This window comes from Streptomyces sp. NPDC098781, assembly GCF_044759995.1.
In the GTDB taxonomy this organism is placed as follows: domain Bacteria; phylum Actinomycetota; class Actinomycetes; order Streptomycetales; family Streptomycetaceae; genus Streptomyces.
The window spans coordinates 153,069-168,559 of record NZ_JBIWAK010000006.1 but is presented as its reverse complement, the minus strand read 5'-3'; the positions used below and the strand labels follow the sequence as shown (position 1 = coordinate 168,559).

13 protein-coding genes and 1 riboswitch are annotated in these 15,491 nt (G+C 71.7%); of the genes, 8 read left to right on the top strand and 5 right to left on the bottom strand.

Translation table 11 applies throughout. The annotated features are described in order from the left end of the window. Positions 1-15: 15 nt before the first annotated feature. Genes ACIQWG_RS25200 through ACIQWG_RS25185 form a run of 4 tightly spaced genes read left to right on the top strand, consistent with a single transcriptional unit; the run spans position 16 to position 5,576 of the window. Entirely contained in the window at positions 16-1,545 is a 1,530-nt protein-coding gene (locus tag ACIQWG_RS25200; protein ID WP_404099772.1) for a GMC family oxidoreductase, read from the top strand. Next, positions 1,545-2,666 carry a glycine betaine/L-proline ABC transporter ATP-binding protein gene (locus ACIQWG_RS25195; RefSeq protein WP_404099770.1) on the top strand — a complete coding sequence of 374 codons (1,122 nt, stop codon included), beginning with the start codon at positions 1,545-1,547 and terminating at the stop codon, positions 2,664-2,666. Before ACIQWG_RS25200 ends, ACIQWG_RS25195 begins: the two co-directional genes overlap by 1 nt. After that, positions 2,666-4,615, top strand: a complete 1,950-nt coding sequence (locus ACIQWG_RS25190; RefSeq protein WP_404099768.1) for an ABC transporter permease — start codon at positions 2,666-2,668, stop codon at positions 4,613-4,615. The genes ACIQWG_RS25195 and ACIQWG_RS25190 overlap by 1 nt, the downstream gene beginning before the upstream one ends. Before the next feature lies 1 nt (position 4,616). Beyond that, positions 4,617-5,576 (top strand): ABC transporter substrate-binding protein, encoded by a 960-nt coding sequence (locus tag ACIQWG_RS25185; RefSeq protein WP_404099766.1) that lies wholly within the window; start codon positions 4,617-4,619, stop codon positions 5,574-5,576. A gap of 3 nt (positions 5,577-5,579) precedes the next feature. Here the strand turns inward: ACIQWG_RS25185 and ACIQWG_RS25180 are convergent, their stop codons facing one another. Together ACIQWG_RS25180 and ACIQWG_RS25175 are read right to left on the bottom strand one after the other, a co-directional pair. Continuing rightward, the gene (locus ACIQWG_RS25180; RefSeq protein WP_404099764.1) at positions 5,580-6,332 is read right to left on the bottom strand and encodes an isocitrate lyase/phosphoenolpyruvate mutase family protein; all 753 of its coding nucleotides are present in this window, start codon (positions 6,330-6,332) and stop codon (positions 5,580-5,582) included. 61 nt (positions 6,333-6,393) lie between these two features. Continuing rightward, positions 6,394-6,909 (bottom strand): carboxymuconolactone decarboxylase family protein, encoded by a 516-nt coding sequence (locus ACIQWG_RS25175; protein WP_404099762.1) that lies wholly within the window; start codon positions 6,907-6,909, stop codon positions 6,394-6,396. Between the two features lie 47 nt (positions 6,910-6,956). Here ACIQWG_RS25175 and ACIQWG_RS25170 point away from each other — a divergent pair, with 47 nt between their 5' ends. Continuing rightward, positions 6,957-8,345 (top strand): PLP-dependent aminotransferase family protein, encoded by a 1,389-nt coding sequence (locus ACIQWG_RS25170; protein WP_404099760.1) that lies wholly within the window; start codon positions 6,957-6,959, stop codon positions 8,343-8,345. 246 nt (positions 8,346-8,591) lie between these two features. On the opposite strand, the gene ACIQWG_RS25165 is transcribed toward ACIQWG_RS25170, so the two are convergent. Further along, a complete protein-coding gene (locus tag ACIQWG_RS25165) occupies positions 8,592-9,452 on the bottom strand; it encodes a hypothetical protein (protein WP_404100358.1) in 861 nt (286 codons plus the stop codon). 128 nt (positions 9,453-9,580) lie between these two features. Between ACIQWG_RS25165 and ACIQWG_RS25160 the strand changes: the two genes are divergently transcribed. Continuing rightward, on the top strand, positions 9,581-9,928 hold the full coding sequence (locus ACIQWG_RS25160; RefSeq protein WP_404099758.1) for a hypothetical protein: 348 nt from the start codon (positions 9,581-9,583) through the stop codon (positions 9,926-9,928). 54 nt (positions 9,929-9,982) lie between these two features. After that, complete coding sequence (locus ACIQWG_RS25155) at positions 9,983-11,167, top strand: glutathionylspermidine synthase family protein (RefSeq protein WP_404099756.1); 1,185 nt, start codon at positions 9,983-9,985, stop codon at positions 11,165-11,167. Positions 11,168-11,286: 119 nt separating this feature from the next. Here ACIQWG_RS25155 and ACIQWG_RS25150 read toward each other — a convergent pair whose 3' ends face one another. Together ACIQWG_RS25150 and rocD are read right to left on the bottom strand one after the other, a co-directional pair. Then, complete coding sequence (locus ACIQWG_RS25150) at positions 11,287-12,270, bottom strand: AraC family transcriptional regulator (protein ID WP_404099754.1); 984 nt, start codon at positions 12,268-12,270, stop codon at positions 11,287-11,289. 258 nt (positions 12,271-12,528) lie between these two features. Beyond that, on the bottom strand, positions 12,529-13,743 hold the full coding sequence (gene rocD, locus ACIQWG_RS25145; protein WP_404099752.1) for an ornithine--oxo-acid transaminase: 1,215 nt from the start codon (positions 13,741-13,743) through the stop codon (positions 12,529-12,531). 161 nt (positions 13,744-13,904) lie between these two features. After that, positions 13,905-14,002, top strand: a riboswitch (ZMP/ZTP riboswitch). A 31-nt stretch (positions 14,003-14,033) separates the two neighbouring features. Here rocD and ACIQWG_RS25140 point away from each other — a divergent pair. Next, positions 14,034-15,482, top strand: a complete 1,449-nt coding sequence (locus tag ACIQWG_RS25140; protein WP_404099750.1) for a glycine hydroxymethyltransferase — start codon at positions 14,034-14,036, stop codon at positions 15,480-15,482. The last annotated feature ends 9 nt before the right edge of the window (positions 15,483-15,491 follow it).

The following is a 15,491-nucleotide window of genomic DNA, read 5'->3' as shown; positions in this document are numbered from 1 at the left end:
TGGAGCTATCCCGACATGTCCGAGAACACCCCTGTCTACGACTACGTCGTGATCGGCGGCGGCACCGCAGGATCGGTGATCGCCTCCCGTCTCACCGAGAACCCCGACGTCACGGTCGCCGTCATCGAGGGCGGACCCAGCGACGTCGGCCGCGACGAGGTGCTCACCCTGCGCCGCTGGATGGGCCTGCTCGGCGGCGAGCTGGACTACGACTACCCGACCACCGAGCAGCCCCGCGGCAACTCGCACATCCGGCACAGCCGAGCCCGCGTCCTGGGCGGCTGCTCCTCGCACAACACCCTCATCGCCTTCAAGCCGCTGCCGTCCGACTGGGACGAGTGGGAGGAGGCGGGCGCCAAGGGCTGGGGCGCGGTGCCGATGGAGGCGTACTACGCCCGGCTGAAGAACAACATCGTCCCCGTCGACGAGAACGACCGGAACGCCATCGCCCGTGACTTCGTCGACGCGGCGCAGGACGCGCTCGGCGTCCCGCGCGTCGAGGGCTTCAACAAGCAGCCCTTCACCGACGGCGTCGGCTTCTTCGACCTCGCCTACCACCCCGAGAACAACAAGCGGTCCTCGGCGTCGGTGGCGTATCTGCACCCGGTGATGGACGAGCGCGAGAACCTCACGATCCTGCTGGAGACCTGGGCGTACAGGCTGGAGCTCGACGGCACCCGCGCCAAGGGCGTGCACGTGCGCACCAAGGACGGCGAGGAGGCGCTGATCCGGGCCCGCAACGAGGTCGTCCTGTGCGCGGGCGCCGTGGACTCGCCCCGGCTGCTGATGCACTCCGGCATCGGACCCAAGGCCGACCTGGAGGCCCTCGGCATCCCGGTCGTCCACGACCTGCCGGGCGTCGGCGAGAACCTGCTCGACCACCCCGAGTCGGTGATCGTCTGGGAGACCGACGGCCCCATCCCGGAGAACTCCGCGATGGACTCCGACGCGGGCCTGTTCGTGCGCCGGGACCCCGAACACCCGGGCCCGGACCTGATGTTCCACTTCTACCAGATCCCGTTCACGGACAACCCGGAGCGGCTGGGCTACCAGCGGCCCGCGCACGGCGTCTCGATGACCCCCAACATCCCCAAGCCGAGGAGCCGCGGCCGGCTCTACCTCACCAGCGCCGACCCGGAGGTCAAGCCCGCCCTGGACTTCCGCTACTTCACCGACGAGGACGACTACGACGGCCGCACCCTCGTCGACGGCATCAGGATCGCCCGCGAGATCGCGAAGACCGAGCCGCTCGCGCACTGGCTCAAGCGCGAGGTGTGCCCCGGCCCCGACGTCACCGGCGACGAGGAGCTCAGCGAGTACGCGCGCAAGGTCGCGCACACCGTGTACCACCCGGCCGGCACCTGCCGTATGGGCGCCGCCGAGGACGAACTGGCCGTGGTCGACCCGCAGTTGCGGATCCGCGGCCTGCAAGGAATTCGAATCGCCGACGCCTCCGTCTTCCCGACGATGACCGCCGTGAACCCGATGATCGGGGTGCTCATGGTCGGTGAGAAGGCCGTCGACCTGATTGGAGGTGAGGCGTGATGAGTACGACCACCAGTACCGCGACGCCCGATATTCCCGAGACCCGTAAGCCGCCGACCGAGCCGGTGTTCGCCGTCGAGGGCCTGTGGAAGGTCTTCGGCCCCAAGGCGCACCGCGTCCCCGACGACCCGGAGCTGACCGCGCTCGACCCGGCCGAACTGCGCGAGCGCACCGGCTGCACGGCGGCCGTGCGTGATGTGTCCTTCGACGTCCGCAAGGGCGAGGTCTTCGTCGTCATGGGCCTGTCCGGCTCCGGCAAGTCCACGCTCGTGCGCTGTCTGACCCGGCTCATCGAGCCGACGGCCGGCACCATCGCCATCGACGGCGAGGACGTACGCGCCATGGACAAGTCCCGGCTGCGCGAACTGCGCCGCCACCGCGCCGCGATGGTCTTCCAGCACTTCGGCCTGCTCCCGCACCGCACCGTCCTGGACAACGTGGCGTACGGCCTGGAGATCCAGGGCGTCGGCAAGGCGGAGCGCCGTGAGCGGGCCGCCGAAGTGGTGGCCAAGGTCGGCCTGGAGGGCATGGAGCACCGCAGGCCGGGCCAGCTGTCCGGCGGTCAGCGCCAGCGCGTCGGCCTCGCCCGGGCGCTCGCGGTGGACCCCGAGGTGCTGCTCTTCGACGAGCCGTTCAGCGCGCTAGACCCGCTGATCCGGCGGGACATGCAGGAGGAGGTCGTCCGCCTGCACCGCGAGGAGGGCCGCACCATGGTCTTCATCACCCACGACCTCAGCGAGGCCCTCAAGCTCGGCGACCGCATCGCCCTGATGCGCGACGGCCGGGTCGTCCAGCTGGGCACCCCGGAGGAGATCGTGGGCTCCCCGGCCGACGACTACGTCCGCGAGTTCGTCCGGGACGTCGCGCGCGAACAGGTCCTGACCGTCCGTACGGCCATGCGCAACGCGTCGGCGGACGAGGCCGGTCAGGGCCCCGCCCTCGCGCCGGACGCGACGGTGTCCGAGGCCATCGAGGCCGTGGCGCGCACCGGTTCCCCCGCCCGGGTCATGGAGGGCGGCCGCTGTCTCGGGGTGGTCGACCACGAGCGGCTTCTCGGCGTCGTGGCAGGGACGGAGCAGCCAGTCACCGCGGGGACGGAGCAGCCCAAGGAGGCCGTGTGATGGCCACTGTCACCGCCGCCGCCCCGCGCACTGCCCTGCCCGGATTCCTCAAGCACCCCGTGGTCCGCAAACTGCTGCTGCTCGCGCTCGCCGCCGCGGTCCTGGTGCCGCTGGCCAACGCCCGCTGGGCGAGCGGCAGCTGGCCGGGCGCCCTGACCGTCGACGTCTCCGAACCGCTGACCAAGGTCAGCGACTGGATCATCGACAACCGCGACAGCCACCCGCTGTTCCTCTACTTCCTCGGGCACATCAGCAACGCGGTCGTCATCTGTGTACGCGCCGTGTACCTGGTGCTGCTCGCCGCCGGATGGGCCGGGGTGACCGTCGCCGCGGCCGCCGTCGCCTGGCGCGTCGCGGGCTGGAAGCTGGCCGCCGGCACCGGTGCCGCCTTCCTGGCCTGCGGGTTCCTCGGCATGTGGATCCCGACCATGCAGACCCTCGCGCTGATGGTCGTGGCGGTGCTCGCCTCGGTCGTCGTGGGCGCGCTGCTGGGCCTCGCCGCCGGGCTGTCGGACCGTATGAACCGGATACTGCGCCCCGTCCTGGACACCATGCAGGTGCTCCCGGCCTTCGCCTACCTGCTGCCCGTCGTCCTGGTCTTCGGCATCGGCGTGCCCGCCGCTGTCCTCGCCACCGTCGTCTACGCCGCCCCGCCGATGGCCCGCCTCACCGCCCTCGGTCTGCGCGGCGCCGACAGCGAGGTGCTGGAGGCCGTCGAGTCGCTCGGCGCCACCGCACGGCAGCGCCTGCTGACCGCCCGGATCCCGCTGGCCCGCAAGGAACTCCTGCTCGGCCTCAACCAGACGATCATGATGGCGCTGTCCATGGCCGTCATCGCGTCCGTCATCGGCGCCGGCGGCCTCGGTGACCGCGTCTACCAGGCACTCGCCTCGGTCGACGTCGGCGCCGCGCTCGCGGCCGGCATCCCGATCGTGCTGCTCGCCGTCGTACTGGACCGGGTGACCGGCGCCGCGGGCGAGAAGCTCGGCCAGGAACCCCACCCGAACGGCCGGGCGCTCTGGCTGTACGCCCTCGCCGGCACCGTCGTCATCGCCGTCGCCGGACGTCTCGCGGGCCGCCTCGACTGGCCCGACACCTGGACGCTGAACATCGCCGAGCCGGTCAACCGTGCCGTCGACTGGATGACCGACCACCTCTACTCCGGTGTGCCCGTCGTCGGCGGCACCGCCGACTGGGCGGCGCACTTCACCACCTGGATCCTCGACCCGCTGCGTGACGGCCTCCAGTGGCTGCCCTGGTGGTCGGTCCTGCTGATCGTCGCCGCGCTGGCCTGGCTGATCGGCACCTGGCGCACCGCGCTCACCGCCGTGCTCGCCATGGCCGCGATCGGCGTGCTCGGCGTGTGGAAGCCCTCCCTCGACACCCTGTCCCAGGTGCTCGCGGCCGTCGCCGTCACCCTGGTCCTGGGCTTCGCGACCGGTATCGCCGCCGCGCGCAGCGACCGCGTCGAGCGGATGCTCCGTCCCGTCCTGGACGTCTTCCAGACGATGCCGCAGTTCGTGTACCTGATCCCGGTGGTGGCCCTGTTCGGTGTGGGCCGTGCCCCCGCCGTCGCCGCCGCCGTCGTCTACGCGCTGCCCGCCGTTGTCCGCATCACCACCCAGGGCCTGCGCCAGGTCGACCCGGCCGCCCTGGAGTCGTCCCGCTCGCTCGGCGCGACCCCGGCCCAGCAACTGCGCCAGGTCCAGCTCCCGCTCGCCCGGCCCGCCCTGCTGCTCGCCGTCAACCAGGGCGTGGTCCTGGTCCTCGCCGTCGTCATCATCGGCGGCCTGGTCGGCGGTGGCGCGCTCGGCTACGACGTCGTCGCCGGCCTCGCGCGCGGCGACCTGGCGACCGGTCTGGTGGCCGGTGCCGCGATCGTCTGCCTGGGTCTGATGCTGGACCGGGTGACCCAGCCGACCGAACGCCGCGCGAAGAAGGGAGCGTGACATGCGACTTCGTAGCACTGTCGCCCTCGTGGCCGGCACGTCCGCCGTGGCGTTGCTGACCGGCTGTGGCGCCGCCGACATGACCAAGCAGGCCTCGCCCTTCGCCAACGCCCAGGGCGCGAAGACGGTGACGCTCTCCGTGCAGTCCTGGGTCGGCGCCCAGGCCAACGTGGCCGTCGCCCAGTACCTCCTGGAGCACGAGCTCGGCTACCGCGTCGACACCGTCCAGGTCGACGAGATCCCCGCCTGGGACGCGCTCAGCCAGGGCCGGGTCGACGCGATCATGGAGGACTGGGGCCACCCGGAGGAGGAGCAGCGGTACGTCAAGGACAAGAAGACGATCGTGCCCGGCGGCGACCTCGGGGTCACCGGTCACATCGGCTGGTTCGTCCCGACGTACTTCGCCGAGAAGCACCCGGACGTCACCGACTGGAAGAACCTCAACAAGTACGCCGACCAGCTCCGCACCGCCGAGAGCGGCGGCAAGGGCCAGCTGATGGACGGCTCGCCGTCCTATGTCACCAACGACAAGGCGCTGGTGAAGAACCTGGACCTGGACTACCAGGTGGTGTTCGCCGGTTCGGAGGCCGCGCAGATCACGCAGATCAAGCAGTTCGCCAAGGAGAAGAAGCCCTTCCTGACGTACTGGTACGAGCCGCAGTGGCTGTTCAAGAAGGTCCCGATGACCGAGGTGAAGCTGCCGGCCTACAAGGAGGGCTGCGACGCGGACCCGGAGAAGGTCGCCTGCGCCTATCCGCACACCCCGCTCCAGAAGTACCTCAACGCCGACTTCTCGAAGACCGGCGGCAAGGCGGCGGCCCTGCTGAAGAAGTTCAAGTGGACGACCGAGGACCAGAACGAGGTCTCCCTGATGATCGCCGAGCAGCGGCTGTCGCCCGAGGAGGCGGCGAAGAAGTGGGCGGACAACCACGAGTCCACATGGAAGTCGTGGCTGTCCTGACGGTCACTTCGTGAGGCCGGCCGTGATCTCGCGGAGCGCCTCCCCGGCCCGGCGCTGAAGGCCCGGTCCGAACGTGACCCGGGTGGCCCCGAGTTCACCGAGTTCGGTGGGTTCGGGGCCACCGGTCACCGTGCCGTGCACATTGATCGGCCCCTCGATCCCGGCCCGCAGCAGCGGCAGTACGTCGACGGGGGCGCCGATCGGATAGACGCAGTCGGCACCGGCGGCCACGTACAACGCGGCGCGCTCGACGGCCTGTTCGACGGCCGATTCGGTGGCGTCCCGCGAACCGCCGCCGTCGTCGTGTGCGCGGATGAAGGTGTCGATCCGGGCGTTGACGAAGAGCCGGCCGGCGGCGGCCTGCCGCACCTCGGCCAGCCAGTCGGCGTGCGCGCGCGGGTCCTTGAGGACACCGTCCGTGGAGTCCTCCAGGTTGCAGCCCACGGCACCGGTCGCCAGCAGCCGTTCCACCAGCTCCTTCGGCGCGATCCCGTACCCGTCCTCGATGTCCGCCGACACCGGGACGTCGACGGCCCGCACGATCCGCTCGACGGCCGCGAACATCTCCTCGGCCGGCGTCCGCCCGTCCTGGTATCCGAGGGAGGCGGCGACGCCCGCGCTCGGCGTGGCCAGCGCCGGGAACCCGGCCTCGACGAAGATCCGGGCGCTCGCGGCGTCCCAGGGGCCCGGCAGGACCAGCGGTTCGCCGGGGGAGCGGGGCCGGTGGAGCGCCCGGAAGGTGTCGACGTCGGTCATGGTGTGTGTCCCCCTGGAGGAATGCGGCAGCTGACCATCACCCGGTTGCAGTTGCGTGGGGTCACGAACGCTGTCCCGGGCGGTAGTGCCCCGGCGCCATACGGCAGGTCACCCCGAACCGGTTCCAGGCGTTGATCACCGCGATCGCCGAGATCAGCTGGGCCAGCTCGGCCTCCTCGAAGTGGGCCGCGGCACGGTCGTACACCTCGTCGGGCACGAACCCTTCCGTCAGGACGGTCACGGCCTCCGTCAGCTCGATCGCCGCCAGCTCCTTCTCGGTGTAGAAGTGCGCCGACTCCTCCCACGCGTCGAGCTGGATGATCCGCTCGACGCTCTCGCCGGCCGCCAGGGCGTCCTTGGTGTGCATGTCGAGACAGAACGCGCAGTGGTTGAGCTGCGAGGCGCGGATCTTCACCAGCTCGTACAGCCCGGGTTCGAGGCCCTTACGGGCGGCCGCGTCGACGCGGACCATCGCCTTGTAGACCTCGGGGGCGTGCTCGGCCCAGTTCAGCCGGGCGGGCCGCTCGGCCGCGTACCGGACCGTCGTGGCGTCGGGGGTGCTGTCGATCGTTGTCATGGTGTCGACCCTAGGAGCGAAGCAGCCCAGGAGTATGGTCCACTTCCATGCCGAAACCTTGGGCCACTTTGGGCGTCGACCTCCATCTGGAACCGTCGGGACCGGGACTGCGCCGCAGCCTCACCGACGCCCTGCGCGAAGCGGTGCGCAGCGGTCGCCTGGCCCCCGGCACCCGCCTGCCCTCCTCCCGCTCGCTCGCCGCCGACCTCGGCATCGCCCGCAACACGGTCGGCGAGGCCTACGCCGAACTCGTCGCCGAGGGCTGGCTCACCGCCCGCCAGGGCTCGGGCACGCGGGTCGCCGACCGCGCGGTGATCCCACCGGCGTCCGCCACCGCCCCACCGCGACCCGAACGCCCCCGCCCCGTCCTCGACCTGGTCCCCGGCACGCCCGACCTCGCCGCCTTCCCCCGCGCGGAGTGGCTCAGAGCGGCCCGCCGCGCCTTCCTCGCCGCCCCGAACCAGGCCCTCGGCTACGGCGACCCCCGCGGCCACCCCGAACTGCGCGCCGCCCTGGCCGGCTACCTCGCCCGCGCCCGGGCCGTACGCGCCGACCCCGAGTGCGTCGTGGTGTGCGCGGGCTTCGTGCACGGTCTCCAGCTGCTCGCCCGGGTGCTGCGGGCACGCGGTGTGCGGACGGTGGCGGTGGAGTCGTACGGCCTCCCGCCGCACTGGAGACAACTGACGGCGGCGGGCCTGCGCACGACGCCCCTGCCCTTCGACGAACGAGGCACCGACCCGGCCGAGTTGAGCACCGAGGGGGCGGTCCTGCTCACCCCCGCCCACCAGTTCCCCATGGGGGTCCCGCTGCACCGCGACCGCCGGGCGACGGTGGTGGACTGGGCGCGCCGCACCGGCGGCCTCGTGCTGGAGGACGACTACGACGGCGAGTTCCGCTACGACCGCCAGCCGGTGGGCGCGTTGCAGGGCCTGGACCCCGACAACGTGGTCTACCTGGGCACGGCCAGCAAGTCCCTCGCCCCCGGGCTCCGCCTGGCGTGGATGGTGCTGCCTCCGGCGCTGGTGCGGGAGGTGACCGAGGCGAAGGGCGGTTCGGACACCTGCGGTGTGCTGGACCAGCTGACCCTGGCCGAGTTCCTGACCTCCGGCGCCTACGACCGCCATGTCCGCGCCGCCCGCCTGCGCTACCGGCGCCGCCGTGACGCCCTGGTCCACGCCCTGTCCACGCACGCCCCCCACCTCGAGATCACCGGCATCGCGGCCGGCCTCCACGCCGTCCTGCGCCTCCCGCCCGGCACGGAACACTCAGTGACCCAGGCGGCGACCTGGCAGGGCCTGGCCCTGCACGGCCTGACCTCCTACCGCCACGAGGCGTCCACGACGGAGCCCTTGGACGCGCTGGTCGTGGGGTACGGGACACCGCCGGATCATGCGTGGGCGGGGGCGTTGGAGGCGTTGGGGAGGGTGTTGCCGTGAGGGGACGGGGAGGGTCCTTCTTGAGGCCGGGTCCATGCCGTCGGGGGCATGCTGTCACCAGCGCCCGCCCACCCTCTTGGCGTGGTCCTCCCGACGCCGGGCCGCGATCTCTCAGCCCGTCCGGCGTTTGAGGACGAGGCCCGTTCAGGGCCGACAGCGGGGGGGGCCGGGGGCGGCAGCCCCCGGGAACGGGACGGGTAGGGGCGGCAGGGGCGAAACCCCCGGGACCGCAACCACCACCAACGCTCACCCCCCACCCCCCGAATTCTCACCGCCCCGACCCCCGGATGAACTCGGCGCCTCCCCGAATCGCGCCAGCACCAACGCCCCCGCCACGGACACCACAAAGCCCAGAACCGCCAGCCACGCCAGCCCTTCCCGCGTGCGATCCCCCAGCCACACCACGCCCACCAGCGCCGGCCCGACCGTCTCCCCGATCACCATCGCGGCCGTAGCCACCGTCACAGACCCCCGCTGCAACGCCGACGTCAACGCCAGAAACGCCGCCCCACCCCCCAACAGCAGTGCATACGTCGCCGGGTTCCCCAGCAGCTCAGGCACCGACACCGAGTCGATCAGCCGCACCGCCACCTCCACCACGCCGAACCCGAACCCGGCCGCCAACCCGAGCACCAGCCCCCGCCCCCGCTCCGGCAACCGCCCACCCGCCAGCCCCACCCCCAACACCGCCAGCGCCACCCCGAGCATCGAGAACTTCAACGCGTCCGACCCGCCCAGATCCCCTTCCTCACCCGCCGAGACCCCGAGCATCGCCAGCCCGGCACACACCACCCCCACCGCGGCCCACTCACCCCGGTGCAACCGCACCCGCAGCAGCCGCGAGGCGACCACCGCCGTCACCGCGAGACTGGACGCCAGCGCCGCCCCGACGGCGTAGATGGGAAGCGCCCGCAGCGCGAGGACTTGCAGGACGAACCCCAGCCCGTCCAGTCCCAGCCCGGCCAGATACCGCCACTGCCGAAGCGCCCGCAGCAGCACCCCCGCCTCGCCGCCCCCGCCCCCCTGCGCGCTCGCCGCCCGCGCGGCCATCGCCTGCAACACGGTCGCCGCACCGAAGCAGACCGCCGCACCCAGCGCACACACCATCCCAAACAGCACAAAGCGACTGTAGGGGAGTCAGGGAACGGCACACCCGCCGACAGCACCACTCCCGACGATCTCTAGGCTGTCCGCCTGACGAACCACGGACAACCAGATCATCGGGGGAGACACACATGGCGGAAACGCGACGCCGACTGCGTTCGAGCACGGTCGTACTCGGCGGCATGGGAGTCATCGCCGCGGCCCTGACCTCGTGCAGCTCCGACCCGGACCGCCGCTGCGTCGACCGCGACAGCTACACCTACGAGGGCTACAAGATCGTCGCGGACAGGAACTGCAAGTCCGGCTCCGGTTCGAGCTCCTCCTACGGCAAGGGCGGCAAGAAGAAGACCCGCGGCTCCGACGCCGCCTGGTACTACGACGCCGACATCGACGACGGCCGCGCCGACTTCGGCACCTTCAGCCGCAGCGAGGCCGTCGACCGAGGCGGCTTCGGCTGCTCGGGCAGCGGCGGCGGCTGACCGGATCCCCGTCGAAGGCCCCTACCAGGCACCCGTACAAGGAACCCGTACCACGTGGAGCGCCGCAGCATCGAGCCCCGCCCCGGCTGGCAGCAGACCGTCGAGGAGCAGGGGCTCATCTACCCCCTCACCCGCCACCCCGACAACTCCCTGCGCCCGTACTGGGACGAGAGTGCCTACTACGAGTTCTCGCTCCCGGAGGTCGAGGCGCTGGAGGAGGTCGTCGAGGAACTGCACCGCATGTGCCTGACGGCGGCCGAGCACATCGTCGCCGCGAACCGCTTCGCCGACCTCGGCATCACCGACCCGCGCATCGTGGCCGCGGTCACCGAGGCCTGGCGCCGCCGCGCCGAGCTGCCGTCCGTCTACGGCCGCTTCGACCTCCGCTACGACGGCACCGGCCCCGCCAAGCTGCTGGAGTACAACGCCGACACCCCGACCTCACTGGTCGAGGCGGCCTCGCCGCAGTGGTTCTGGATGGAGGACCGCTTCCCCGGCGCCGACCAGTGGAACTCCCTCCACGAACGCCTCGTCGCGGCCTGGCAGAAGCAGTCCGCCCTGCTGCCGCCCGGCGGCCCCCTCTACTTCGCGTACTCCTCCGCCGACGAGCTCGGCGAGGACATGATGACGGTCGCCTATCTGAAGGAGACCGCCGAGCAGGCGGGCCTGGACACCGGCTGGATCTCCATGGAGGAGATCGGCTGGGACCGGCTCTCCGGCCGCTTCGTCGACAACCGACTCCGCTTCATCCGCAGCTGCTTCAAGCTCTACCCCTGGGAGTGGCTCACCACGGACCGCTTCGCCGACCACGTCCTCGACACCCTCGACAACGGCGGCGGCACCGGCAGCACCCTGTGGATCGAGCCGGCCTGGAAGATGCTCCTCAGCAACAAGGCCCTCCTCGCCATCCTCTGGGAACTCCACCCCGGCCACCCGAACCTCCTCCCCGCCCATCTCGACGGCCCGAGAGAACTGGCCGCCACCACCGGTTACGTGGCCAAGCCCCTGCTCGGCCGGGAGGGCGCGGGCGTGACCATCCACGCACCCGGAGCCGCGGCGGTCGTCCGCGAAGAGCCCTGCTGCTACCAGCAGTTGGCCCCGCTCCCCGCCTTCGACGGCCATCACGTCGTCCTCGGCGCGTGGGTGGTCGAGGGTGAGTCGGCGGGCCTCGGCATCCGCGAGTCATCCGGTCTGATCACGGACGAGTACGCGCGCTTCGTCCCCCACGTGATCCTCTAGGACCGCGTACCTCCCCCGACGCCTTTCCGTCGATGCTGCCGCCCGGTTCGGCTCCCCCGAACCACCGTCCACGACCCGGGCGGCAGGACTTCAGCATCGCCCCGGCCGGCGCCGCCCAGCTATCCGCTTACGGCGGGAACCGCACCCTTTTGTGGATAACCCGAACCCCGCCGCAACGTCTGTGACGGCGTCTCCCCATACACCTCCCGATAGTGCCCCGTGAACCGCCCCAGATGCGCGAACCCCCAGCGCAACGCCACATCGGTGACCGTCCCCAGCCCGTGCCCGTCCGCTAAGGCCAACAGCTCGCGCCGCGCCCCGTCCAGCCGGACCCGTCGCAGATACGCCAGCGGAGTCGTGGCCAGATGCATCCGGAACCCCTCCCTGAGGCTCCGCACACTCACCCGCGCCGCCACCGCCATGTCCGCCACGGATATGGGCTCATGGGCGTGCTCGGCACAGAAGTCCGCGGCCCGCCGCACCGCACCGGGCAGCACCGCCCGTCCGCGGCCCGCCACCGTGTCGCTGAGCATGTGCGGCTGTGCGTCCAGCAGCCCGTTCACCAGCAACTGCTCGAAGTGCCCCACCCCCAGCGGCGACCGCGCCGCGAGCCCCGAATCGGCGAACTCCGCGAACGCCCGCACCACCCGCAACCACGCCCCGACCGCCCCCACCCGCGGATCCAGCACCGGCGCGAACCGCACCGGCGCGGACGGCAGTTCACCCAGCCGCACGGCGAGCGCCCCGTCGAGCGTGGCCCGCGGAACGATCAGCACCCGGTTCAGGGTCTCCCCGCTCCATCGCATCGACAGCCGCTGCCCCGGATTGACGATGCTCAGCGCGGACGACAGCGTCACCCCGTCCGCGGTCACGGCACCGTCCCCGGCCAGCGGCACATGGATGTTGTAGAACTCCGGCAGCTCACCCGGCGTGACATCGACCTCCGCCCCGTACCCCAGCTCATACAGCGCCACGCCCCCCTCGTGCACACACCGGAACCGCCCGTCGACCGGATGCTCGTCCAGCACCGTCAGTCGATGCGGCGCGAACCGCGCACTGACCAGCGCGTGCAACTCCTCGACATCACCACCCCGAAAGAGCACCCCCTGCCCCGCATCCGCCGACCCGGGACCACCACCCGCCGCCCCGGACCGCGACCCCGACCCCGCCGCCCCGGCCCCGGCTGCCCCGGACCCCGACCCCACTGCGCCCATGACGACCATGCCTCTCCGTCACGCGTCCTGTGCGGAACGTACCGCCCCAGGCTCACCGGCGCCCCGGAATCACGGTCCGGCTCCGGCGGGGGCCCGAGCCGGGTAGCGTCCCGTGGGGTCGTGCCGCCCGGCGGGGGAACCCGTGCCTCACACCCCGAGCACGCCCCGCAACTGGGCCAGCCCCCAGTCCAGGTCCTCCTTCCCGATCACCAGCGGCGGCGCGAGGCGGATCGTCGCACCATGGGTGTCCTTCACCAGCACGCCCCGGTCCATCAACTGCTCCGACACCTCGCGTCCCGTGCCGTGGCCCCGCGCGATGTCGACCCCCGCCCACAGACCCCGCCCGCGCACCTCGGTCACCCGCCCCGTGCCGGTCAACAGGCCCAGCTCCCGGTGCAGATGCGCGCCGAGCTCGGCCGCCCGCGCCTGGAACTCCCCCGTCCGCAGCATCGCGATCACCTCCAGCGCCACCGCACAGGCCAGCGGATTGCCGCCGAACGTCGACCCGTGCTCCCCGGGCCGCAACACCCCGAGCACATCCGCCGACGACACCACCGCCGACACCGGTACGACCCCGCCCCCGAGCGCCTTGCCCAGCACATACACATCCGGCACCACGCCCTCGTGCTCGCACGCGAAGGTGCGCCCCGTGCGCCCCAGCCCCGACTGGATCTCGTCCGCCACGAACAGCACGTTCCGCTCCCGCGTCAGCTCCCGGACCGCCGGCAGATAACCGGCAGGCGGAACGACCACCCCCGCCTCGCCCTGGATCGGCTCCAACAGCACGGCCACCGTGTTCTCCGTCAACGCCCCCCGCATCGCCGTCAGATCCCCGTACGGCACGATCTCGAAGCCCGGTGTGTACGGCCCGAAGTCCGCCCGCGCCTCCGGGTCGGTGGAGAAGCTGATGATCGTCGTCGTACGGCCGTGGAAGTTGTCCGACGCCACCACGATCTTCGCCATCTCCGCCGGGACACCCTTGACCCGGTAGCCCCACTTGCGGGCCGTCTTCACGGCCGTCTCCACCGCCTCCGCCCCGGTGTTCATCGGCAGCACCGTCTCCATCCCGCACAGCTCGGCGAGCTGTGTGCAGAACGCCCCGAACCGGTCGTGGTGAAACGCCCGCGACGTCAGCGTCACCCGCTCCAGCTGCGCCTTCGCCGCCGCGAGGATCCGCTGGTTGCCGTGCCCGAAGTTGAGCGCGGAGTACCCGGCCAGCAGATCCAGATACCGCCGCCCCTCCACATCCGTCATCCAGGCCCCGTCGGCCGTCGCCACCACGACCGGCAAGGGGTGATAGTTGTGCGCGCTGTGCGCGTCGATCTCGGCGATCAGGGATTCGGTGGTGCTCGACGTACTCACGGGGCTCTCCGTTTCCGCCACCGCGAGGGCTCGTGTCCCGGCAGTCACGAGGCTCGCGGCCACTGTCCAGTCCGGCCGTGCGCGTGCTCTGCGGCCCCCTCCTATCGTTGCTCGCATGATGGACGCGTGCCCATGGGTCACCGACGCGGCCGGTAGGCTGATCGACGGGCCGTGACTGGCGCGCTGGGATGGACCAACCATCGGGGAGCGGCCCCTGGACCGACGTCCAGACCGAGTGCCGTGCGCCTGGGCCGCACCGTGATCGCTGCACACGACGTCCGGAGGTCCCCATGCCCGCCGAGCCCCTCTCCACCGAGTCCACCGCCTTCCGTTCCGCCCTCGACGTGATCCGCGCCGTCGAGCCGCGCGTGGCCGACGCCATCGGCCAGGAGGTCGCCGACCAGCGCGAGATGCTCAAGCTGATCGCCTCCGAGAACTACGCCTCCCCGGCCACCCTGCTGGCGATGGGCAACTGGTTCAGCGACAAGTACGCCGAGGGCACCGTCGGCCGCCGCTTCTACGCCGGCTGCCGCAACGTCGACACCGTCGAGTCCCTCGCCGCCGAACACGCCCGCGAGCTCTTCGGCGCCCGCCACGCCTACGTCCAGCCGCACTCCGGTATCGACGCCAACCTCGTCGCCTTCTGGGCCGTCCTCGCCGCCCGCGTCGAGGCCCCCGCCCTGGAGAAGGCCGGAGTCCGGCAGGTCAACGACCTCTCCGAGGCCGACTGGGCCGAACTGCGCCGCGCCTTCGGCAACCAGCGCATGCTCGGCATGTCCCTGGACGCCGGCGGCCACCTCACCCACGGCTTCCGCCCGAACATCTCCGGCAAGATGTTCGACCAGCGCTCCTACGGCACCGACCCCACCACCGGCCTGATCGACTACGAGGCGCTGCGTGTCTCCGCCCGCGAGTTCAAGCCGCTGATCATCGTCGCCGGCTACTCCGCGTACCCCCGTCTCGTGAACTTCCGGATCATGCGCGAGATCGCCGACGAGGTCGGCGCCACGCTCATGGTCGACATGGCCCACTTCGCGGGTCTCGTCGCCGGCAAGGTCCTCACCGGCGACTTCGACCCGGTCCCGCACGCCCAGATCGTCACCACCACGACCCACAAGTCGCTGCGTGGCCCGCGCGGCGGCATGGTCCTGTGCGACGACTCCCTCAAGGACCAGGTCGACCGCGGTTGCCCGATGGTCCTCGGCGGCCCGCTCCCGCACGTCATGGCCGCCAAGGCCGTCGCCCTGGCCGAGGCCCGGCAGCCCTCCTTCCAGGACTACGCCCAGCGCATCGTCGACAACTCCCGCGCGCTGGCCGAGGGCCTGATGCGCCGCGGCGCCACCCTGGTGACGGGCGGCTCCGACAACCACCTCAACCTGATCGACGTCACCTCCTCCTACGGCCTCACCGGCCGCCAGGCCGAGGCCGCGCTCCTCGACTCCGGCATCGTCACCAACCGCAACGCCATCCCGGCCGACCCCAACGGCGCCTGGTACACCTCCGGCATCCGCATCGGCACCCCCGCCCTGACCACCCGCGGCCTGGGCACCGGCGAGATGGACGAGGTCGCCGCCCTCATCGACCGGGTCCTCACCACCACCGAGCCCGGCACCACCAGCAAGGGCGCCCCGTCGAAGGCCCAGCACGTCCTGGACCCGAAGATCGCCGACGAGATCTCCCGCCGCGCGACCGACCTCGTCACCGGCTTCCCGCTGTACCCGGAGATCGACCTGGGCTGACGCCCCGCT

Coding starts and splice junctions, on each gene's coding strand:
- ACIQWG_RS25180 (WP_404099764.1), bottom strand. CDS start 6,332: ATGACCGACGTCGACACCTTCCGGGCGCTCCACCGGCCCCGCTCCCCC.
- ACIQWG_RS25200 (WP_404099772.1), top strand. CDS start 16: ATGTCCGAGAACACCCCTGTCTACGACTACGTCGTGATCGGCGGCGGC.
- ACIQWG_RS25195 (WP_404099770.1), top strand. CDS start 1,545: ATGAGTACGACCACCAGTACCGCGACGCCCGATATTCCCGAGACCCGT.
- ACIQWG_RS25160 (WP_404099758.1), top strand. CDS start 9,581: ATGGCGGAAACGCGACGCCGACTGCGTTCGAGCACGGTCGTACTCGGC.
- ACIQWG_RS25165 (WP_404100358.1), bottom strand. CDS start 9,452: ATGGTGTGTGCGCTGGGTGCGGCGGTCTGCTTCGGTGCGGCGACCGTG.
- ACIQWG_RS25175 (WP_404099762.1), bottom strand. CDS start 6,909: ATGACAACGATCGACAGCACCCCCGACGCCACGACGGTCCGGTACGCG.
- ACIQWG_RS25170 (WP_404099760.1), top strand. CDS start 6,957: ATGCCGAAACCTTGGGCCACTTTGGGCGTCGACCTCCATCTGGAACCG.
- ACIQWG_RS25190 (WP_404099768.1), top strand. CDS start 2,666: ATGGCCACTGTCACCGCCGCCGCCCCGCGCACTGCCCTGCCCGGATTC.
- ACIQWG_RS25140 (WP_404099750.1), top strand. CDS start 14,034: ATGCCCGCCGAGCCCCTCTCCACCGAGTCCACCGCCTTCCGTTCCGCC.
- ACIQWG_RS25185 (WP_404099766.1), top strand. CDS start 4,617: ATGCGACTTCGTAGCACTGTCGCCCTCGTGGCCGGCACGTCCGCCGTG.